Source organism: Dietzia sp. WMMA184, assembly GCF_002441635.1.
Lineage (GTDB): Bacteria > Actinomycetota > Actinomycetes > Mycobacteriales > Mycobacteriaceae > Dietzia > Dietzia kunjamensis.
Window position 1 is genome coordinate 2,288,592 of the sequence record NZ_NXEI01000001.1, and the last position, 19,874, is coordinate 2,308,465.

General features: G+C 72.4%; 14 protein-coding genes and 1 tRNA gene. 7 read left to right on the plus strand and 8 right to left on the minus strand.

Going from position 1 to position 19,874, the window contains the following annotated elements:
- The first annotated feature begins 16 nt into the window (after nt 1-16).
- The 3 genes from CK206_RS10440 to CK206_RS10450 all read left to right on the plus strand — a co-directional run bounded on the left by CK206_RS10440 (nt 17) and on the right by CK206_RS10450 (nt 1,571).
- Complete coding sequence (locus CK206_RS10440; RefSeq protein ID WP_096906352.1) at nt 17-589, plus strand: hypothetical protein; 573 nt, start codon at nt 17-19, stop codon at nt 587-589.
- A 108-nt stretch (nt 590-697) separates the two neighbouring features.
- Nucleotides 698-1,366 carry a HemK2/MTQ2 family protein methyltransferase gene (locus CK206_RS10445; RefSeq protein WP_096906353.1) on the plus strand — a complete coding sequence of 223 codons (669 nt, stop codon included), beginning with the start codon at nt 698-700 and terminating at the stop codon, nt 1,364-1,366.
- Nucleotides 1,367-1,400: 34 nt separating this feature from the next.
- Entirely contained in the window at nt 1,401-1,571 is a 171-nt protein-coding gene (locus tag CK206_RS10450) for a CDGSH iron-sulfur domain-containing protein (protein ID WP_096907399.1), read from the plus strand.
- A 181-nt stretch (nt 1,572-1,752) separates the two neighbouring features.
- Here CK206_RS10450 and CK206_RS10455 read toward each other — a convergent pair whose 3' ends face one another.
- Together CK206_RS10455 and CK206_RS10460 are read right to left on the minus strand one after the other, a co-directional pair.
- Entirely contained in the window at nt 1,753-2,769 is a 1,017-nt protein-coding gene (locus CK206_RS10455) for an iron-containing redox enzyme family protein (protein WP_096906354.1), read from the minus strand.
- 9 nt (nt 2,770-2,778) lie between these two features.
- Entirely contained in the window at nt 2,779-4,065 is a 1,287-nt protein-coding gene (locus tag CK206_RS10460; protein ID WP_096906355.1) for a hypothetical protein, read from the minus strand.
- Between the two features lie 142 nt (nt 4,066-4,207).
- Between CK206_RS10460 and fdh the strand changes: the two genes are divergently transcribed.
- Genes fdh through nrfD form a run of 3 tightly spaced genes read left to right on the plus strand, consistent with a single transcriptional unit; the run spans nt 4,208 to nt 9,598 of the window.
- Nucleotides 4,208-7,522: a formate dehydrogenase gene (fdh, locus tag CK206_RS10470; protein WP_371606855.1), complete on the plus strand. Its 3,315-nt coding sequence runs from the start codon at nt 4,208-4,210 to the stop codon at nt 7,520-7,522.
- A gap of 4 nt (nt 7,523-7,526) precedes the next feature.
- Nucleotides 7,527-8,492: a 4Fe-4S dicluster domain-containing protein gene (locus CK206_RS10475; RefSeq protein WP_096906357.1), complete on the plus strand. Its 966-nt coding sequence runs from the start codon at nt 7,527-7,529 to the stop codon at nt 8,490-8,492.
- On the plus strand, nt 8,492-9,598 hold the full coding sequence (nrfD, locus tag CK206_RS10480; protein ID WP_096906358.1) for an NrfD/PsrC family molybdoenzyme membrane anchor subunit: 1,107 nt from the start codon (nt 8,492-8,494) through the stop codon (nt 9,596-9,598). Before CK206_RS10475 ends, nrfD begins: the two co-directional genes overlap by 1 nt.
- Before the next feature lie 71 nt (nt 9,599-9,669).
- On the opposite strand, the gene selB is transcribed toward nrfD, so the two are convergent.
- The 3 genes from selB to CK206_RS10495 form a co-directional block, all read right to left on the minus strand.
- Nucleotides 9,670-11,433 carry a selenocysteine-specific translation elongation factor gene (selB, locus tag CK206_RS10485; protein WP_173674786.1) on the minus strand — a complete coding sequence of 588 codons (1,764 nt, stop codon included), beginning with the start codon at nt 11,431-11,433 and terminating at the stop codon, nt 9,670-9,672.
- Nucleotides 11,433-12,695 (minus strand): L-seryl-tRNA(Sec) selenium transferase, encoded by a 1,263-nt coding sequence (gene selA, locus CK206_RS10490; protein ID WP_254050688.1) that lies wholly within the window; start codon nt 12,693-12,695, stop codon nt 11,433-11,435. Before selA ends, selB begins: the two co-directional genes overlap by 1 nt.
- 119 nt (nt 12,696-12,814) lie before the next feature.
- Nucleotides 12,815-12,910: transfer RNA gene (locus CK206_RS10495), tRNA-Sec, on the minus strand.
- Nucleotides 12,911-12,981: 71 nt separating this feature from the next.
- On the opposite strand from CK206_RS10495, the gene selD reads away from it, so the two are divergent.
- Nucleotides 12,982-13,992 carry a selenide, water dikinase SelD gene (gene selD / locus CK206_RS10500; protein ID WP_096906360.1) on the plus strand — a complete coding sequence of 337 codons (1,011 nt, stop codon included), beginning with the start codon at nt 12,982-12,984 and terminating at the stop codon, nt 13,990-13,992.
- 190 nt (nt 13,993-14,182) lie between these two features.
- Here selD and CK206_RS10505 read toward each other — a convergent pair whose 3' ends face one another.
- From CK206_RS10505 to CK206_RS10515, 3 genes are read right to left on the minus strand one after another with little or no spacing between them, the layout of a single operon-like run.
- Nucleotides 14,183-15,370: a M20 family metallopeptidase gene (locus tag CK206_RS10505; protein WP_096906361.1), complete on the minus strand. Its 1,188-nt coding sequence runs from the start codon at nt 15,368-15,370 to the stop codon at nt 14,183-14,185.
- A complete protein-coding gene (locus CK206_RS10510; RefSeq protein WP_096906362.1) occupies nt 15,348-17,237 on the minus strand; it encodes a prolyl oligopeptidase family serine peptidase in 1,890 nt (629 codons plus the stop codon). Before CK206_RS10510 ends, CK206_RS10505 begins: the two co-directional genes overlap by 23 nt.
- Nucleotides 17,230-19,836: a glutamate-cysteine ligase family protein gene (locus CK206_RS10515; RefSeq protein ID WP_096906363.1), complete on the minus strand. Its 2,607-nt coding sequence runs from the start codon at nt 19,834-19,836 to the stop codon at nt 17,230-17,232. The genes CK206_RS10510 and CK206_RS10515 overlap by 8 nt, the downstream gene beginning before the upstream one ends.
- Nucleotides 19,837-19,874 lie beyond the last annotated feature (38 nt).

Sequence of the window (19,874 nt, forward strand, 5' to 3'; positions counted from 1 at the left end):
GCAGCAGAAGGATCGTATGAACACAGCGACGAACCACCCGCACACCACCCCGGGGCGTCGTCGCGTCCCGGCCGTCATCGCACTCGCGATGGCGGCCGGTGTCGCACTCTCGGCCTGTTCCGCCGACACCGCGGACGACTCCGCCACCTCGCCGACGACGCGGCCCGACACCTCGTCGTCGTCGTCATCCTCGACTCCCGCCCCCATCACCACGGCTCCCGACACCGCGCAGCCCGTCTCCGTGCCCCCCGCGCCGGCACCGCCGGTCTCCCCCGCCCCCGCGTCCCGACTGCCCGCCAACGTCGTCGGCACCGGTGGGCCCTGCCAGATGCTCGGCGAGGTCGCCCAGGCCGAGGACGGTTCCGCCCTGTTCTGCACCGAGGACCCCGGGGGCGCCGGCCCCCTGTGGCTGCCGCAGGGCGGCACGGGTGGGACCGGCGGGGCCGCGGTCGCGGACGCCACCGGACAGGCGCGACCCGGCGGACCGTGCGCCCAGGAGGGCCTCGCGGTCACCTCCGCCGACGGCGACGTGCTCACCTGCCGTCTCACCGGCGGCGGCGACGTCCCCGGCGGCCTCTACTGGCAGTAGGCCCCCCGGTGCGCCGGCCGGGCCCGATGGGACCGCATCCGGTTGCAGGTGGGGCGCTTCGCCGATTGACTGGACAACATCTGTCCCGAAGATCAACCGGAGGCCCCGATGACCCAGACCCGGTTCACCCATATCGAGGTCGACGACGGTGTCTACGCGCCCCAGGACGACTCCTGGCTCATCTGTGAGGCGCTCGACCAGTGCGATCTGGTCGCCGGGCGGCGGGTCCTCGACATCTGTACAGGCAGCGGCATCCTCGCCATCGAGACCGCGCTCAAGGGCGCACGGGAAGTACTCGCCTACGACATCTCCCCCGCCGCCGTCGCGTGCGCGTCCCGCAACGCCGACCGGGCCGGAGTGCAGGTGGACGTCCGGCTCGGCACCCTCGACGACGCCCGCCGGGCCGGCCCCTACGACGTGGTGGTCTCCAACCCACCGTACGTCCCGTCCGACGCCCCGCTCGAGGGCACCGGACCCAACCGGGCGTGGGACGCCGGCGCCAACGGCCGCGTGGTGCTGGACCAGCTGTGCGACCTCGCCCCGGACCTGGTCTCGCCCGGCGGGAGCATGATGATCGTGCACTCGGAGTTCTCGGACCCCCCGCAGACCATCCGCAAGCTCGAGCAGTCGGGGTTCACCGCGCGGACCGTCGCCACCCGCGTCGTGGACTTCGGTCCCGTCATGACCTCGTACGCCGAGCGACTCGAGGCCGCCGGCCTGCTCGAGCCCGGTCGCCGCGAGGAGGAGCTGGTGGTGATCCGCGTTGACCGCGTCTGACGCCCGGCGGGTGCGGATCGTGCCCGGGGGACCGATGCTCATCGAGGGCCCGGTCGACATGACGACGCCCGACGGCGAGCGCGTGTGCTCGGACCGCTTCATGGTGGCCGTGTGCACGTGTCGGCGTAGCAAGACCTACCCGTTGTGCGACACGAGCCACCGCCGCAAGGTCCGGCCGACCGACCCGGCCCGCGACGACGACTGAGCGCTGTCCCGGGGCGGCGGCGGACCCCTTCCCGCGAATCCGCTACCCGGAATCGGGATCTGCTACCCCGATGCGCATAGCGGATCCCGATTCGGAGTAGCGGATCTTCCCGGGGCGGTGGGACGGGCGGTGGGGCGGGCGGTGGGACGGGCGGCTCGCCGGGAGAGTGGCCGGGAGAGTGTCAGGACAGGAGCGAGGACTCGCCGCGCTTCCACGCGGCGAGCATTTTCTCCGCGGCCAGGTCGTCGAGATAGTCCAGCGCGCGCATACCGAACACCACGTCGGCGGCCAGTTCCGGCTCGCGGCGCACCAGATCGCCCACGACGTCGTGGCGCATGACCTGCTCGTGGACCGCGTCGGCCTCGACGTGCTCGGCGTAGAAGTGGACGCACTCCTCGGGAGCGCCCAGCCGACGCAGTCCGGCCACCAGTCGGGCCGATCCCGGCGACGAGGTGATCTCGATCGCCGCGAAGTGGCCGATCGCCGCGCCCCGCAGTGACCGGTGCAGGCCGAACATCGACATGAGGTTGACCGTTGACAACGTCTCGGCCGAGACCCGGTCGAGGTAACCCAGGTAGGTCGGGTCCAGCTCGGCGGCGCTCATGAGGTCGGCCCACAACTGCTGGTGCACGCGCTCACCCCGCCCGCCGCCGAACTCGTCGAACTCCACCGCGACGAACGAGGCCTTGGCCTGACCCTGCAGACGCGGGATCGCGAACGCGTGCGGGTCACCTTCCTTGAGGTGGTATAGCGAGCGGTGGGCGAAGTACTCGCGGATTTGATCCCACGTGCCCTCGTCCTTGAAGTACCACGACGGGCCGGTGCCGGAAGTGGCCTCGACCGACATCGCGTCCATCTCGGCCACCGGGTCGTCGCCCGGCTCGACCGCGCCACGCAGGTGCTCGAGGAACACCCGCTCGAGGTCCCGACGCATCCGCAGGATCTCCGGGTCCCACTCGAGTTCGGCATCGACGCCATCAAAGCCCCGGTAGTGCAGCTCGTACAACGTGTAGAGCGTCAGCTGCAGGTCGCGGCCCAATGGCTCGACCTCGGCCGGGACCGCCGGAAGCCCGTCCGTGCGCCCGGTCGACAGGGCGTCGATCGCCGCATCCGACAGCGGCCCGCACGCGTGGGGCAGCGGAGGCGCGGTCGACGTGGCGTCGTTCACCGGGGCGAGGTCGGCGGGTGCGGCGGTCATGCCCCTTGTCTACCCTCTCGACCGGTCATCCTCCACCTGCCGGGAGGACCCGGAGTCGCCGTCTGCGATGACGCCCCCGCGGTGCGAGGCCCTGTCGTCGTCGACCTCTCCGCTACTGTCATCGCCGGCGGCCGTGTCGACGCCGGGGTGGTCGCTGCGGCTCTGCTCGCCGCGGCCGCGGGCGTCGTCGTTGTCGTTGTCGTCGTGCTCGCGCTCGATCCGCTGCTGTTCCTGCTGCTCGTCGGGGTCGCCCTCCCCGCTCTGATAGCTGTCGAACATCTTGCGGCGCTCGTGCCACCGCAGGCTGTAGGTGGACTCGCGCACCACGTTCTCGTCGTCGAAGTTCGATCCCAGGGCGCCGGCGAAGGCGCCCAGGCAGCTGGACAACCACGCCAGGTGGACGTAGTCGAGCAGGACCGTGGGGCGACCGAGCTGCGTCCCCAGGTAGTCAGCGTCCATCACTGTGAGCGCCAGGACGAACATCGCCGCCAGGAGGGCGACGAACATGATGCCCACGCCGACCCCCACGGTCAGCACCGTGGCCGCGTTGTCCATTCGGCGGTTGCCCGGGGTGAACTCGTCGTCCCGCCGGGTCCAGAGCCCGTTGCGCAGGATGAGCCACGCGACCAGCGTGAGAACCCCCATCACGCTGATGAGCAGCAATCTGAGCGCGTGCAGCTCCACCGACAGCGCGGCGATGCTGCCGTAGAAGATGCCGAAGGCGCCCGTGCCCGCGCCGGCGGCCACGACGCCGGACAGGGCCGTTACCATCCGGGCGGGCCGGTTGTTGTGCACCATGCCAGCGAGCAGGCGGACCTTGTTGACGAGCCCACGCCGGTGCGCCGGGGGCAGGTCGTCGGTGCCGGGCACACCCATTCCGTCGCGGTGGGTCCCCGAACGCACCAGCCGGAGCGCCAGCTCGCGGACCTTCGACCGCACGCGGAACACACCCAGCACCGGCACGCACACCAGGGCGGCCGCGGTCGAGCGGCTGACGTCGTACAACACCGGCACACCGTCGGGGTGGGTCGCCAGGTCCGTCAGATAGATCACGAAGTCCCACCCGTGCTGCTGCAGCAAGCGGGGGGCGTGATCGGTGAGCCGGATCTCTCCCTCCGGCCCCAGCGGGAGGGTCTCCTGGTCGACCTCCACCCGCCAGCGTCCACCCAGTTCGCGCGTCAGGTCGTCGGCGAGGTCGTCCGCGATCGCCACCGCGACCCGGCGGGGCACTCCGGGGTCGGCCATGAGCCCGACGGTCGCGAACGCTCCGGAATCGGCCTGAGTCTGCTCGTCCATGCCACCATGATGCGCGTCGGCGGCGTTCCGGGGAAGGGTCGGTCACCGCCCGCCCGCGACCGGGCGGGTCCGACGGTGATTCGGTTGCGGGGCCCGGGGGGCTCGCGTTATATGAGGCCCGTACGCAAGTACGGGAGGTGGCATGTCGGAGACGGAGAACCAGCAGTCCGGGCCGGATCGGCCCCCGGGGTCCGGGCCCGAGCTGGCGAGGTACGGTTCGCCGCTCAACTGGCCAGTCTTGCGCCAGCTGGCCGGGTCCGACCTGCTCGGCCGCGGCAGTGCCACCCGTTCGCGCCGCTCGCTGGAGATCACCCCTCGGACGAAGACGGCCGACAAGGTGGTCAAGAGCGTCTGCCCGTTCTGCGCGGTCGGGTGCGGCCAAGACGTCTACGTCTCCGACGGCGAGGTCGTCCAGATCGAGGGGGATGACGACAGCCCCATCTCGCGCGGTCGCCTGTGCCCCAAGGGATCCGCGAGCAAGCAACTCGTGACCAACCCCGGGCGCATCACCACGGTCCTCCACCGCAAGCCGTACGCCACAGAGTGGGAGGAACTGGACCTCGAGACGGCGATGGACATGGTCGCCGAGCGCGTCCTGGCCTCACGGGAAGAGTTCTGGGAGGACACGGACTCGAACGGTGACACCGTCCGGCGCACCCGGGGTCTCGCGAGCCTGGGCGGGGCGACGCTGGACAACGAGGAAAACTACCTCATGAAGAAGCTCTACACGGCGCTCGGTGCCATCGAGGTGGAGAACCAGGCGCGCATTTGACACTCCTCCACCGTTCCCGGTCTGGGAACCTCATTCGGGCGTGGTGGTGCCACGAACTACCAGCAGGACCTCGCGAACGCCGACTGCATCGTCATCCAGGGTTCCAACATGGCCGAGGCGCACCCGGTGGGGTTCCAGTGGGTCATGGAGGCCAAGCGCCGTGGCGCCACGATCATCCACGTCGACCCCCGGTTCACGCGCACCAGTGCGCTCGCTGACCAGCACGTGCCCATCCGTGCGGGGTCGGATATCGCGTTCCTCGGCGGGCTGATCAACCACGTCCTCACCAACGACGCCTGGTTCTCGGAGTACGTGCTGGCCTACACCAACGCGTCGACGATCATCGGCGAGGACTTCGAGGACACCGAGGACCTCGCGGGCCTGTTCTCCGGCTTCGACGCCGATGACCGGACCTACGACCTGGAGTCCTGGCAGTACGCGGGTGCCCAGAACGACATGCCCGACGAGGGCCGCGACGACGACGATGCCGAGGACGAGGCCTCCGAGACCCCCGGCGCCGCCGGCGCCCGCGCGTCGGACACGACCGAGGATCCCCTGCGCGACGAGACCCTGCAGCACCCGCACTGCGTCTTCCAGATCCTCAAACGGCACTTCAGCCGCTACACGCCGGAGATGGTCGAGCGGACCTGCGGCGTCGCCGCCGAGGACTTCCTCCGTGTCGCCCGTGCGCTGACCGAGAACTCGGGACGGGAACGCACCACCGCGTTCTGTTACGCCGTCGGCTGGACCCAGCACACCGTGGGAGTGCAGTACATTCGCACGGCCGCGATCCTCCAGTTGCTGCTCGGCAACATCGGCCGCCCCGGTGGCGGCATCATGGCGCTGCGCGGCCACGCCAGCATCCAGGGCTCCACCGACATCCCGACGCTGTACGACCTCATGCCCGGGTACCTACCCACGCCGAACGCCGGCGAGCAGCCGGACCTGGACAGCTACATCGGCACCGACGACGTGGCGCAAGGTTTCTGGGGGCACATGCGCTCGTACACCGTCAGCCTGCTCAAGGCCTGGTGGGGCGACGCGGCCACCGCGGACAACGACTTCGCCTACGACTACCTGCCCAAGCTCACGGGCAAGCACGACTCGACCGTCACGGTGCAGCGGCAGATCAACGAAGGCGGCGGCGGGTACTTCCTCGTCGGCGAGAACCCCGCCGTGGGCACCGCCAACGGGCGGATGCAGCGCGCCGGGCTGGCCAACCTCGACTGGCTGGTCGTCCGCGACCTCGTGATGATCGAGAGCGCCGACTTCTGGCGCAGGGGCCCGGAGATCGAGACCGGCGAGATGCGCCCGGAGGACATCGGCACCGAGGTCTTCTTCTTCCCGGCCGCCAACCACGTGGAGAAGAAGGGCACGTTCACCAACACCCAACGGTTGCTGCAGTGGCGCCACCAGGCCGTCGAGCCGCCGGGGGACGCGCGCAGCGAATTGTGGTTCTACTACCACCTCGGGCGTCGCCTGCGGGAGAAGCTTGCCGACTCCACCGACCCCCGAGACCGGCCGCTGCTGGACCTGACCTGGGATTACCCGATGGAGCCGGGCTCGGACGACGAACCCGACGCCGAGGCCGTGCTGGCCGAGATCAACGGCCGCGGTGCGGACGGCGAGCCCCTGTCGACGTTCACCCAGCTCAAGCCGGACGGTTCGACCTCGTGCGGGTGTTGGATCTACTGCGGTGTCTACGCCGACGGCGTCAACCAGGCCGCGCGACGCAAATCCCGCCACGAGCAGGGCCCGGTGGCCCCGGAGTGGGGCTGGGCGTGGCCGGCGAACCGTCGCATCCTCTACAACCGTGCCTCCGCCGACCCCGAGGGCCGGCCGTGGAGCGAGCGCAAGGCGCTGATCCACTGGGACCCGGATGCGAACGACGGCGCCGGCCGGTGGGTGGGTGACGACGTGCCCGACTTCGAGGCCGACAAGTCTCCCGACTACACCCCACCCGCGGGGGCGGTGGGCCCGGAGGCGATCGGTGGCGCGCAGCCGTTCATCATGCAGGACGACGGCGTGGGCTGGCTCTACGCTCCCCGTGGGCTCGCCGACGGTCCGCTGCCCGCGCACTACGAGCCGCCGGAGTCGCCAGTGGCCAACCCGATCTATCCGGGCAGGGACGCCAACCCCGCCCGGTCGATCCGGCCGGGTCGGTACAACGAGACGCAGCCGGGGCACGGGGATCCGGGGACGGACGTGTTCCCGTTCGTCTTCACCACCTACCGACTGACCGAGCACCACACGGCGGGGGCCATGAGCCGGACGCTGCCGTACCTGTCCGAGCTGCAGCCGGAGTTCTTCTGTGAGATCTCCCCGGAGCTCGCGCGTGAGCGGGGCCTGGTCAACGGCGGGTGGGCCACGATCGTGACCGCCCGTTCCGCGATCGAGGCCCGCGTGCTGGTGACCCGTCGGATGACGCCGCTGCAGATCGACGGTCGGACACTTCACCAGATCGGGCTGCCCTACCACTGGGGTGGCAACGGCGTGAGCATCGGCGACCCGGCCAACGACCTGTTGCCGCAGCAACTCGACCCCAACGTGTCCATCCCCGCGACCAAGGCGACGAGCTGTGACATCGTCGCGGGAAGACGCCCGCGTGGCCCCGCGCTGCTCGAGTTCGTCGAGGGGTACCGTCGCCGCGCCGGCGCGCCCACCGAACCGGGAACGGAGAGCTAAAGCCATGTCCGCCTTTCTGTCCGACCTCGGACGGTCCTTCTTCGGGGACATCGACCCGGCCGGGGACAACGGCTACTCGGATCCGCCGCCGCGCAAGGGCTTCTTCACCGACACCAGCGTGTGTATCGGCTGCAAGGCCTGCGAGGTGGCGTGCAAGGAGTGGAACCTCATCCCCGAGGACGGCATCGAGCTGTCCGGGATGAGTTACGACAACACCCGGGCGCTGGGGGCGTCCACGTGGCGGCACGTCGCCTTTATCGAGCAGGAGGTGCCCGCGCGGGTGGCGGGCGCGTCCGTCGCGTCGGCGCCGAGTGCGCCCGTCGACCTGGGTATGCCGGCGCCGACCCTGCCCGGTGACTCCCCCGACGCCGGGCAGTCCACCGACTTCCGGTGGCTCATGGAGTCGGACGTGTGCAAGCACTGCACGCACGCCGCCTGCGTGGACGTCTGCCCGACGGGGGCGCTCATGCACACCGAGTTCGGCACCGTCGTGGTGCAGAGCGACATCTGCAACGGCTGCGGATACTGCGTGAGCGCGTGTCCGTACGGTGTGATCGAGCGCCGCTCGGGCCCCGCGGGCGACCCCGCCGTGGGCATCGCCCAGAAGTGCACGCTCTGCTACGACCGGCTCACCGAGGGCCAGACCCCCGCCTGTGCCAAGGCGTGCCCCACGGAGTCGATCCAGTTCGGTGACCTCGACGAACTCCGCGAGCGCGCTGCCGGCCGCCTGGACCAGCTGGTCGAGGCGGGCGAGCCGAACGCCCAGCTCTACGGGCACGACTCGAACAACGGAGTCGGCGGCACGGGCGCGTTCTTCCTCCTGCTGGACGACCCGGAGGTGTACGGACTGCCGCCGGATCCGGTGGTGACGACCCGGTTCGTGGGGAAGATGTGGCGGCAGGCCGCTCTGGCCGCGGTGACGCTGCTCGGCGGCGCGGTGGCCGCCTTCGCCGTGGGAGGCGGGGCCTGATGAGCGACGGCGACGGGGCCGACCACAACCGGGCCGACCACAACCGGGCCGACCACAACCGTGCCGACGACGACAAGGTGGGCATCCCCGGAGGACCGGGGCAGCAGACCCGGACCCGCCGAAAGGGCAAGGGGGGCCGCGAGCAGCTCGTGGTGCCCCCCGCGGAATTCCGCTCGTACTACGGCACGCCGATCGTCAAGGCCCCGCCGTGGGAGTACGACATCGCGGCCTACCTCTTCCTCGGCGGCCTGGCCGGTGGCTCCTCACTGCTCGCCGCCGGGGCCGACCTGGCGGGCCTGCCGAGCCAGCGCCGCTCCGCGCGGATCGTCGCTCTCGGCGGAATCACCGGCAGCCTGTACTACCTGGTCCGCGACCTGGGGCGCCCGGAGCGGTTCCACCACATGCTGCGGGTGCTCAAGCTGACCTCCCCGATGAGCGTGGGCACCTGGCTCCTGTCGGCGTACGGCCCGTTCGTGGGTCTGGCCCTGGGGCAGGAGATCGTGCCGCTGCTGCCCGCCCGCCTCGCGCATCGCCTGCCCACCGACCTCATCACCCGCGCCTCGCGACCGGCCGGGATCGTCGCCGCCCTCGTGGCGCCGGCGGTCGCCTCGTACACGGCGGTACTGCTCACCGACACCGCCGCCCCCAGCTGGAGCGCCGCCCGCCGGGAGCTGCCGTTCGTCTTCGTCGGCAGCGCCGCGGCCGCGTCCGGCGGGGTGGGCCTGATGCTCAACCCGCTCCACGAGACGGGCCCCGCCCGACGGCTGGCCGTGGGCGGCGCGACGCTCGAGCTCGCCGCCGACCGGATCATGCAGCAGTCGATGGGCATCACCGCCGAACCGCTCCACGAGGGCCGGGCCGGGGCGTACCACCGCGCCGCCCAGATCCTCACCACCGCCGGCGCGGTGGGCGCCGTGCTCGGGCGACGCAACCGGGCGCTGTCCGCGGTCGCCGGCCTCGCGCTGGCGGCGGGGTCGGCGTGCACCCGGTGGGCGGTGTTCCACGCCGGGATGGCGTCGACGAAGGACCCGAAGTACGTGGTCATACCCCAGCGCGAGCGGCGTGACGCCCGCGGTGGCGGGGAGGCCTACGCGGGCGAGCGGTAACCGGACCTACCCGCGGGCTCGTCCGGCCGGCGGGGTCCGGGGCGGCCCGGCGCGGCAACCGACAGGTCGGGTCAGACAATGGCGTGGCCGTCGTCGCCCTCGCGGCGGGTGAGCCCGCGTTCGGCGAGCACCTCGAGCAGCGGCATCACCACACGCCTCGAGGTGTCGAGGTGGGTGCGCGCGCCGCTCGGGGTGAACGGCTGCGGTAGTTCACGGAGCCGCCGTACCGCCTCCCCGATCACGCCCGGACCCAGCCACACGCCGGGTCCGACGCCGGTGAGGAGCCCGGCCCGTTCGCAGGCGGCGAGCTCACGCGGTCCGAGGCCCAGCCCGGCCAACTCCCCGGCGGTCGGGGCGTCGAACGGCCCGACCCGGAACCGCTCGGCCAGGGTGTCCGCTGCCGCGCGGACCGCCGGGGGCAGGCCCGGCCCGTCCCCGGCGACCACCCGGCCCCCCTCCACCCGCAGCGAGGCCGCGGCCGGGTGATCGAGGACGGCCATGAGCAGGGATGCGTCGGGCAGCCCGAGCGCGCGGCGGGCGGCCTCGGTGGGCAGGCCCGGATCGAGCGGATCGGCGCGGTCGTGCTCGCGCACGGCCTCGACGAGGGTCTCGGCGAGGACGGCGACGCGCCCGGGGTCGATCAGCCACCCGCGGTGGGACTGGTCGCGGACCGGGATGGCGATCCCCCATGCGCGCAGGTCATCGACGTGGGCCACGCCGCGCCGACGCAGCTCCGAGGGCAGGTCGGGGCGCTCCGGTGTCGCCGCCAACTCCTCGGCGCGGTGGCGGGCCGCACCGCGGCGACGCAGCGCCGGCGGGGCGGGATCCAGCACGACGGCGCCCGCCGGGATACGGTCGGCTCCCGGCTCGCGCAGGATGAGCCGGTCCCCCACCCGCAGCGGCAGCGGGTCCGCGAGCGCGAGGCGGGCATGACCCTCGTCGAGGGGCCGCACGCGAGCGGCTGTCGAGGCGGATCCGATGTGCACCATCACCTGCTCCGGCAGCGCATCCGTCCGCCCGTCGACGCGCACGTCGAGGGTCCCGACCGAGCGCCACCGTCGCGGGGTGACCAGAGTGCTACCCCGCGGGATCTCGTCCGCGGCGACCCCGCGCAGATTCACGGCGACCCGCGCCACCGCCGCCACCTCGTCGCGCCGGTGCCCGAGCGACTGCAGACCACGGACGGTGACCTGGGGACCGCCCGGGCCCAGTTCCAGCGTGTCACCCGCCCGTATGGTGCCCGCGGGCAGCGTGCCGGTGACGACGGTGCCGGCTCCGCCGATGCTGAACGACCGGTCCACCCACAGCCGCACGTCGGCGCAGCGATCGGCCTCCGGCAGCAGCGTGCCCAGCCGGGCGAGCTCCCCGCGCAGCGCGTCCATCCCGGCGCCGGTGACGGCCGAGACGCACACCGCCGGTATGTCCGCCAGGGGTGTCCCGGCCATCGCGTCACGGGCCTCCGCCAGCGCGAGGTCCGGGTCCAACAGGTCGCTGCGCGTGATGACGAGGACGCCGTGCTCGACGCGCAGCGCCGTGAGCGCGTCGAGGTGTTCGGCGGACTGCGGCATCCACCCGTCGTCGGCGGCCACGACGAACATCACCGCGGGCACCGGCCCGACCCCGGCCAGCATGGTGGGGACGAACCGCCGGTGGCCGGGCACGTCGACAAAGGAGATGGTCTGGCCGTCGTCGAGGGTGGTCGAGGCGTACCCCAGACCGATGGTCAGGCCGCGGCGGCGTTCCTCGTCCCACCGGTCGGGCTCCTCGCCGGTGAGCGCGCGGACGAGCGTCGACTTCCCGTGATCGACGTGGCCGGCGGTGGCGACGACGAACATCAGGCGGGCGCCTCCGCCCGGAGCACGAGCCGCGCCAGCTCGTCGTCGTCCCCCGGCGGCACTGCACGCAGATCCAGGAGGCACCGGCCGTCGGTCACGCGCCCCAGGACGGCGGGGCGTCCCGCGCGCAACGTCTCGGCACAGCGCTCCGGCAGGGACACCGCGGCGCTCGAAAGGTCGACACCGGGCGCGCCCCCACCGCCGACGGCGGCGACGGACCGGACGGCCTCCGCATCCAACCCCGCCGCGCGCAGTAGTGCGGCGATCCGCTCGGCCCGCTCCCACAGTTCGGCGGGGTCGGCCTCGAGACCGGCGACGACGGGCGGACGCGGACCGCGCAGCGTCGCCTCGAGAGCGGCCAGCGTGAGCTTGTCGACGCGCAGCGCGCGGGCGAGCGGATGGCGGCGCAGGCGCTGCACGAGGGCGGCGTCGCCGGCCATGATCCCGGCCTGCGGGCCCCCGAGGAGCTTGTCGCCGCTGGACGTCACGAGGTCGACGCCCGCCGCCAGCGTCGTGGTCATGTCCGGTTCATCCGGAAGCGTGGGATGGGGCGCGAGCAGCCCCGAGCCGATGTCCACCACCAGCGGCACCCCGAGGTCCCGCAGCTCGGCGGGCGGGACGGACGAGGTGAAGCCGCTCACCACGAAGTTGGAGGGGTGGACCTTGAGGACGAAGGCCGTGGTGTCGTCGATCGCACGCGAGTAGTCCTCGGCGTTGACCCGATTGGTGGTGCCGACCTCCCGCAACCGGGTCCCCGTGGATTCCAGCAGCTCCGGCAGGCGGAACCCGTCGCCGATCTCCACCATCTCACCGCGCGCGATGACGATCGTCCGTCCCGGCCCGCCCAGCGCGGTCGCCGCGAGGGCCAGGGCGGCCGCGCCGTTGTTCACCACGTGGACGTCGCCCGCCGTGGGCACGGCGGCCCGCAGTGCGTCCAGCGCGCCGCGGCCCCGCCTGCCCCGGCGGCCCGTCACCAGGTCCAGCTCCACGTCATTGGTGCCCGCGGCCTCGGCGAGCGCGCGCACGGCGGCGTCCGACAGCGGCGCCCGACCGAGGTTGGTGTGCAGCAGGACGCCACTGGCGTTGAGGACGGGCGTCAACGTCACGGGCGCCGTGGGCAGCGCGTCGAGCACCGCGTCGACGATCCCGGCGGGCGGGAGCGCTCCCGACCGGGCGCGGTCCTGCGCGCCGCGGATCTCACCCTTGACCAGCTCGCGGCCCAGCCCGTCGACCGCCGCGGCGAGGCGGGGATCGCGGAGCAGGACGTCGGTGGACGGGATGAGGCGACGCGGATCGGGCGACGACGGCCCCGACCCCTCGTGCGGCTGCTCGGTGATCGTCCGTTCCCCTTTTCGGATCGGTGCCGGTGACGGTGAGGTTGTGGCGGAGGCGGACGGGAATCGAACCCGCCTGACCGAGATACTCGGCCACGTCGGTTTTGAAGACCGCGGGGACCACCAGGTGCCCGGACGCCTCCCTGCCCCACGAGACTAGGCGGTGTTCCCCGGCCGCGCCCACCGATCGGCGCCGCCTCGTTAGGGTCGGACCATGACCACCGAACCCATCTCGCCCGCCGCCCGGCTCACCTCGTACGCGCACGGTGGCGGGTGTGCCTGCAAGATCCCGCCCGGTGCTCTGGAGAACGTCGTTGCCGACCTCATCGGGGCCCCGGTCCGGGATCCGGCCGCGGAACTCATCGTGGGCCTCGACGACGGCGACGACGCGGCGGCGGTGCGGATCACCGGTGGCCGGGCCGTCATCAGCACCGCCGACTTCTTCACCCCCGTCGTCGACGACCCGTACGACTGGGGGCGCATCGCCGCGGCCAACGCGCTGTCCGACGTCTACGCGATGGGCGGGACGCCGATCATGGCGATCAACCTGCTGTGCTGGCCGATGGACGTCCTGCCGTACGAGATGGCCGGAGAGGTGCTGCGTGGCGCCCAGGAGGTGGCCGGCGCCGCCGGATGCCACGTGGCCGGCGGGCACAGCGTCGACGACCCCGAGCCCAAGTACGGCATGGCCGTCACCGGGCTGGCGGACCCGGACCGGCTGCTGCGCAATGACGCGGGCCGGGCCGGGATGCCGCTGTCGCTCACCAAGCCGCTGGGGATCGGGATGCTCAACTGTCGGCACAAGAACACCGGGGAGGTGAGCCGCGAGGCGATCGAGACGATGACCACCCTCAACGACGTCGCCTCCCGGGACGCCCTGGCCGCCGGGGTCGAGTGCGCCACGGACGTCACCGGGTTCGGCCTGCTCGGCCACCTGTACAAGATGGCCCGGGCCAGCGGCGTCTCGGCCGTGATCGACCCCGCCGCGGTGCCCTACCTCGAGGGCGCCCGTCAGGCGCTCGCCGACGGATACGTCAGCGGCGGGACGCGCCGCAACCTCGACTGGGTACGTCCGCACCTCGCGGCCGACGTGGACGAGGACGAGCTGCTCCTGCTCGCCGACGCCCAGACCTCCGGCGGGCTGCTCGTGGCCGGGGAGATCCCGGGGGGCACCGTGATCGGCGAACTCGTCCCCGCCGGAGACGCGGCGATCACCGTGCGCTGACGGGGCCGGTTTCCCCGCACCTCGCCGAGCAGAGGGTTTCGCACACCCGCTCTCGGGCGATACCGGCGAAATCCTCTGCTCGGCGGGAGAGTGAGCGCCCAAAGGCGGGAGGGTGAGCGCCCAAAGGCGGGAGGGTGAGCGCACGAGGGCGGGAGAGTGAGCGCGCGCGGCCGGGATCCGCCCCGCCAGCTCAGGCGGGGCGGTCGAGGCGGGCGAACGCGTCGAAGATGCGGGCACCGTGGGCCAGCGCCCGCTCGTCCAGCACGAAGCCCGGATGGTGGAGATCCGTCTCCTCGGACTCGCCGTCCCACACCCCCAACCGCAGGTAGACGCCGGGGATCTCCTCGGTGTACCAGGCGAAGTCCTCGCCGCCGCTGGACTGGTCGGCGGTGCCCACCCCGTCGGTTCCGAGCACCGATTGGACGGCCTTCGCCGCGAGGTCGGCGCACTCGTCGTCGTTCACCACGGGCGGCACACCCTGGATGTACTCGACCTCAGTGCGCGCCCCGTACAGGGCACCGATCCGCTCGACCGTCTCGCGGACCAGCGGCTCGACGGTCGCCCACACGTCCCGGTCCGCGCTGCGCAACGTGCCCCAGATCTCGCCCGAGTCGGGGATGACGTTGGGCGCGGACCCGCCGGCCTTGATCGAGGCCCACGTGAGCACGGTGCCGGACCGCGGGTCGATCCGCCGGTCGATCACGCCCGTGACGCCCGTGACGATCTGGGCGAGGGTGAAGACGGTGTCCTGGGTCTCGTGCGGACGCGCGGTGTGCCCGCCGTCCGAGTGGACGGTGATGCCGATCTTGGCGTTGGACGAGGTGATGGCCCCGCCGGTCACGCCCACCTCGCCGACCGGGCGGTGCGGGTCGCAGTGCAGCGCGAGGATGCGGTCGACGCCCTTGACCACGCCCTCCTCGACGCAGTCCTTGGCACCGCCGGGCATCGTCTCCTCGGCCGGCTGGAAAATCAGGCGCACCGGGCGGGGCGGCGGGTCGGCGACCAGCATCTCGGCGGCGCCCAGCAGCATCGCCGTGTGGCCGTCGTGCCCGCAGGAGTGGCTGACGCCCTCGACCTCGGAGGAGAAGGACTCGCCGGACTCCTCGCTCATGGCCAGCGCGTCGATGTCCGCGCGCAGCGCCACCACGTCGGTCGACGTGGCCCCGTCGGCGGCCGCGACGTCGCACCACAGCCCGGTGCCCACCTCGAACCGCTCGGGCTTGAGCCCCATCGAGCGGAGCTCGCCCTCGATGTACTCGGTCGTCTCCCGCTCCTCGTAGGACAGCTCGGGGTGGGCGTGGATGTGCCGCCGCCACCCGACGAGCCGGCCCTCGAACCCGGTCGGGTCGGGGGTCTCATTCTTCTTGCGTCCGAACATCGAACACCTCCTGGCAGAACTGGACCACCCGGTCGCCGAGACGCTGCCGGTTGGCCAATTTCACGAATTCATGACCTTCGTCCTCGAACAGCAGGACGTCCACCGGTACGCCGCGCCGGCGCAGGAACTCCACGGCCTGATCGGTCTCGCTGAGCGGCACATTGGTGTCGTGCGCGCCGTGGACGAAGAGCATCGGGACGTCCACGTGGTGGTACCGCCGTAGGGGCGAGGCCTCCCGCAGTAGCTCACGTTCCTGGAGCGGGTTGCCGTACTTGGGGTAGGCGGCCGCGGCGATCCACGGTTCGGTGGTGCGGTAGAAGGTCTGCAGGTCGCTCATCCCGCACGCGGCGATTCCGCCTCGCCACCTGCCGGGGTGGCGGACCAGGGTGGCGTTGACCAGGTAGCCGCCGTAGGACCGGCCCGAGACCACCGCCCGGCCTGGATCGGCGATGCCCTCGTCGATCAGGTGCAGCAACGCGTCCTCGACATCGTCGATGCCGGAGAAGCGACCGTAGCGGTCGTCGGCGTGACTGAAGAAACGCCCCGAGCCGGTGGAGCCGCGCACGTTGGGCAGGAAGTAGTTCACGCCGATGTCGAGGTAGCGGCGGGCGATGTCGTTGTACCCGGGGCGCGACTGCCCCTCGGGACCGCCGTGGAGGTGGACCACGGTCGGGCCCGGTTCGTCACCGATGTCGGGACGGTAGAGCCAGCCGCTGAGCTGGAGCCCGTCACGGGCGGTGAACTCGACCAACGTCGGCGCGGGGTCGGGTTGCTCGGGCGGCCGCCCGGTCCACCTGCGGTTGTCCACGTCGTACATCACCACGCGCGGCGGCTGGTCGAGGCTCTCGATGGTGAGCGCGAGCAACCGGCCGTCTGCGGTGAGCGTGGGTGAGGTCGCCACGACCTCGGGCAGCGGTGGCCGAACGATCACGCGGGGGCGCTCCGGCCGTAGGTCGAGGACCTCGATCTCCGACAGACCACCGCGCACGTTCCACAGCAGCACCGCGGTCGAGCGGTCCAGGCTCACCTCGACGCGGTCGAGATCGGCGTCGGTGCGGAACGCCACCGGCCAGGACTCGGTGGAGTCCTCGTCCGCCTCGACCGCGAGCAGACCCATCCGGTCCGCCGAATGGTCGCTGCGGACGACCATCCGCATGGGACGGTCGTCGTCCCCCGCGTCGAGGATGACCCCGGCGTCCGTGGTGGAGCCGGTGTCGACGGGTAGCAGTGGCCACCACCGGCCGTCGGGGACGATGCGCAGCAACTCGCGGTTACCGCGGGCACCCACCCGGAACAGCGCGGCTCCGTCCCACGCGTGGACCAGTGCACCGCCCATCCGTCGATCGACGACGGTGTGCTCCCCGGTCTCGGGGTCCACGAGGCGGCCCTCGGCCAGGCCCTCGGAGTCGAACGCCGTCACCGCGAGCAGGTCGCCGTCCCAGCCGACGATCTGGACGGTGGCGTCGCCCACGGTGTCGACGGGGTAGACGTCGTGATCGTCGGGGTCGGTGGTGACCAGCCAGATCCGTTCGCGCTCGCCGCCGTCCGGGGCGACCTCGCAGGCGAGCCACCTGCCGTTGGGCGAGTAGGCCACGCGGCGCACGGGGCCGTCGACGGGCAGCACGACGTCGCGCTCCGGCCCGGCCCCGTCCAGCCCACCCGGCCCCAGCGGCCGCTGCACGGCGCGCGGGTAGCCGGTGCGCTCGGTGACCACACACGCCAACATCGACCCGTCGGGCGACAGGTTGGGGGACGTGGTGTGGCGGATCTGGGTGGGCCCCCCGGCGGCGTCGTCGGGTGGTCCCGCGACGTCGCGGGACTCGGCCTCCTCGGTGACCTCGACGTCGACCTCGGTGGTGTCAGGCACGGTGAATCCAGGTGTCCTTTCCGCCGCCTCCGCTCGAGGCGTTGACGACCATGGTGCCCGCCGGGGCCACGCGCGTCAGTGCGACAGGCGGGGCCGTGGCGGCGATCTCTCCCCCCTCACCGTGCCGCAACATGACGAACGCCCGCATGTCGACGTGGCGTCGCTGCAGTTCGCGGCCGTCGAACGTCGGCAGGGTGGACAGCGACTGCACCTCTTGCGCGACGAACCGGTCCCCGTGGCGGCGCAGCTCGTCCCGACGCTCGTCGAGCTCCCGGGGCGAGCATTCCGGGCCCACGGTGATGTCGGACCCGCCGTAGCCGTCGATCGGCTTGACGACCAGCTCGCCGAGCCGGTCGAGGACCTGTCGACGCTGGTCCGGGTCGGCGCACAGGTACGTGTCGACCTGGCCGATGAGGGGCTTCTCGCCCAGGTAGAAATCGATGATCTTGGGGACCATCGCGTAGATCGCCTTGTCGTCGGCGGCCCCGTTCCCGGGCGCGTTGACCACGGCGACGCCGTGCTCCGCCATCGCGTTCAGAAGCCCACTGCGCAGCGCGGTGCCATCTGCGCCCGTAGAGGACAGGAGCATCTCCTCGTCCATACGGACGTAGAGCACGTCGATCTTCTGCCGCTCCCCGCCCTCGACCCGCCACAGGGCGGAGTCCTCGCACACCAGGTCCGAGGGCGTCACCAGGGTGCCACCGACCGCCTCCGTGACACTCTTGAGGTCGTACGCCTCGAGTTCGTCCTCGGCGACCACCACGCCGATGGCGGGATCGTCGACCCCCTCGGGCGCGGCCGCCCGCAGGGTGTCGGTCAGCATCGCCAGCGCCTCGCGGGGGTCGTGGACCTCCGACCGCGCACCGAACTCGGGGAAACCCTCGGCGATCCGGTCGCGCAGTGCGACCGCCATCGCCATCCCCCCGGGCATCCGCAGGTTGTCCTCGAGCACGATCCACTCGCCCGGCGCCGTGGAGACCAGGTCCACGCCACACACCGGGGCGTGCAGGACGCCCTCGGGCACCGCGCGTCCGGTGGGACGGAACCCCGGTGCGCGCTGGAGCGCCTCGGCGGGGACCACGCCGGCCCGGCTGATCTCGCCCGCCCCGTAGATGTCGCGCAGGAACATCTCCATCGCGCGCGCCCGCTGCTCGATGCCCGCGGAGATCCGTGCCCACTGGTCGGCCGGGACGATCCGCGGGACCGAGTCGAGCGGGAAGACCTGCGGCTCGTCCTTGCCGTACACCTTGAGCGTGATGCCCATGGAGCGCAGCGTGTCGTCCACCTGCTCCTTGCGCTCGCACAGGACCTCGGGGCCCATGTCGGACACGGCCTTGAGCAGGTCCACGTACTCGGGCCGCGGGTTGCCGTCCTCCGAGATGGCCTCGTCGTGCACCTCCTCGGTCACCGCCTCGCCGAGCGGCGAGTAGGAGGCGAGCATGTGTCGCATCCCGCGGTCGTCGGCGGTGTCCCGGGGACGGATCCGCTCGACGGTCTCGGCGAGCAGGACGGCGATCACGTCGCTGCGGCGTCCCCGTCGGCGGTGCGCCGCGCGTTGGCGGGTGGCCGAGGTCGCAGAACCGCGGACTCCGTCGAGCAGGTTCAGCACCAGGTCGAGTTCGCCTCCGGCCCGGAGGTGGTCGACGTGGTCGTCGACCAGTCCGGTGAGCACCTCGGTGGCGGGGCGGGGGCGCCCGGTCGCCACGTCCACGAGGTCCCCCTCGAGTCCGGAGCGTGCGGCGCGCCAGAACGCCGCGGCCAGCACGGCGTCGGAGGGTCCGTCCCACCCACCGGATCCGGAGTCCTGACCGGCGTCCCGTTCGGCGAGGACGCGGTCGACCGCCGCGCGGAACAGGGCGGCGACGACGACGAGGGTGTCGATCGTGCTGCAGGAGTCGCAGGCCACGAGTTCGATCCCGTCGCCGTCCCGGGAGGGGCGGACGTCGACCGCGATCCCCTCCCGTCCCGCGACGACGCCGGTGGCGACGATCTCGTCCTCGCAGGCCAGCGCCTCGTCGGCGGTGTCGGCGGCGTAGGCGGGCAGGTGTGCGGGCGACCACTGGCTCTCGAAGTAGCGGGTGGAGGCGTACCCGGAGTCGGTGCCGTCTGCCCAGTAGGGGGAACTCGCCGACAGTGCCAGCAGCACCGGCGCGAGGGCGGCGACCCGTCGGGCCGCGTACTGGGCCTCGTCGGCGTCGGCGGTCTCGACCACCACCCGGAAGCCGGCCGAGGCGCGGGTCTGCGACTCGCGGCCCGGCGCGGGGTGGGGGTCCTGCGGGGCGGGGTCGAACTCCACGCCGGGCGAGGCCAGCGACCCTGCCGCGACCACCCCGGTCCGCAGTCCGTTGGCGGCCTCCGCCAGGCGGGTCCGGTTGCGGCGGATGGTGTCCCCGAGCTCGCCGAGCCCGGTGTGGGCGCCCGCGTCCGCGACCACGATCGCGCCGTGTTGCTCCGGCCGGACGTGGCCCTCCTGTCCCCGTTGCCCGGTGTCGCCGAGAGCGGCGAGCACCTCCGTTGCCCGCCGAACCGGTCGCCGGGTCCTCGTGTCGACGAGGTGGAGTTCCTCTTCGACTCTGATCCATCGCTGTGCGTCGGTCATCATTCCCACGCTAAGGGAACCCGGGCGAGCCCGCACCC

Excerpts from the sequence above, each read along its gene's own strand:
- CK206_RS10440 (WP_096906352.1), top strand. The coding sequence starts at position 17 with ATGAACACAGCGACGAACCACCCGCACACCACCCCGGGGCGTCGTCGC.
- CK206_RS10445 (WP_096906353.1), top strand. The coding sequence starts at position 698 with ATGACCCAGACCCGGTTCACCCATATCGAGGTCGACGACGGTGTCTAC.
- CK206_RS10450 (WP_096907399.1), top strand. The coding sequence starts at position 1,401 with ATGCTCATCGAGGGCCCGGTCGACATGACGACGCCCGACGGCGAGCGC.
- CK206_RS10455 (WP_096906354.1), bottom strand. The coding sequence starts at position 2,769 with ATGACCGCCGCACCCGCCGACCTCGCCCCGGTGAACGACGCCACGTCG.
- CK206_RS10460 (WP_096906355.1), bottom strand. The coding sequence starts at position 4,065 with ATGGACGAGCAGACTCAGGCCGATTCCGGAGCGTTCGCGACCGTCGGG.
- CK206_RS10475 (WP_096906357.1), top strand. The coding sequence starts at position 7,527 with ATGTCCGCCTTTCTGTCCGACCTCGGACGGTCCTTCTTCGGGGACATC.
- nrfD (WP_096906358.1), top strand. The coding sequence starts at position 8,492 with ATGAGCGACGGCGACGGGGCCGACCACAACCGGGCCGACCACAACCGG.
- selB (WP_173674786.1), bottom strand. The coding sequence starts at position 11,433 with ATGTTCGTCGTCGCCACCGCCGGCCACGTCGATCACGGGAAGTCGACG.
- selD (WP_096906360.1), top strand. The coding sequence starts at position 12,982 with ATGACCACCGAACCCATCTCGCCCGCCGCCCGGCTCACCTCGTACGCG.
- CK206_RS10505 (WP_096906361.1), bottom strand. The coding sequence starts at position 15,370 with ATGTTCGGACGCAAGAAGAATGAGACCCCCGACCCGACCGGGTTCGAG.
- CK206_RS10515 (WP_096906363.1), bottom strand. The coding sequence starts at position 19,836 with ATGACCGACGCACAGCGATGGATCAGAGTCGAAGAGGAACTCCACCTC.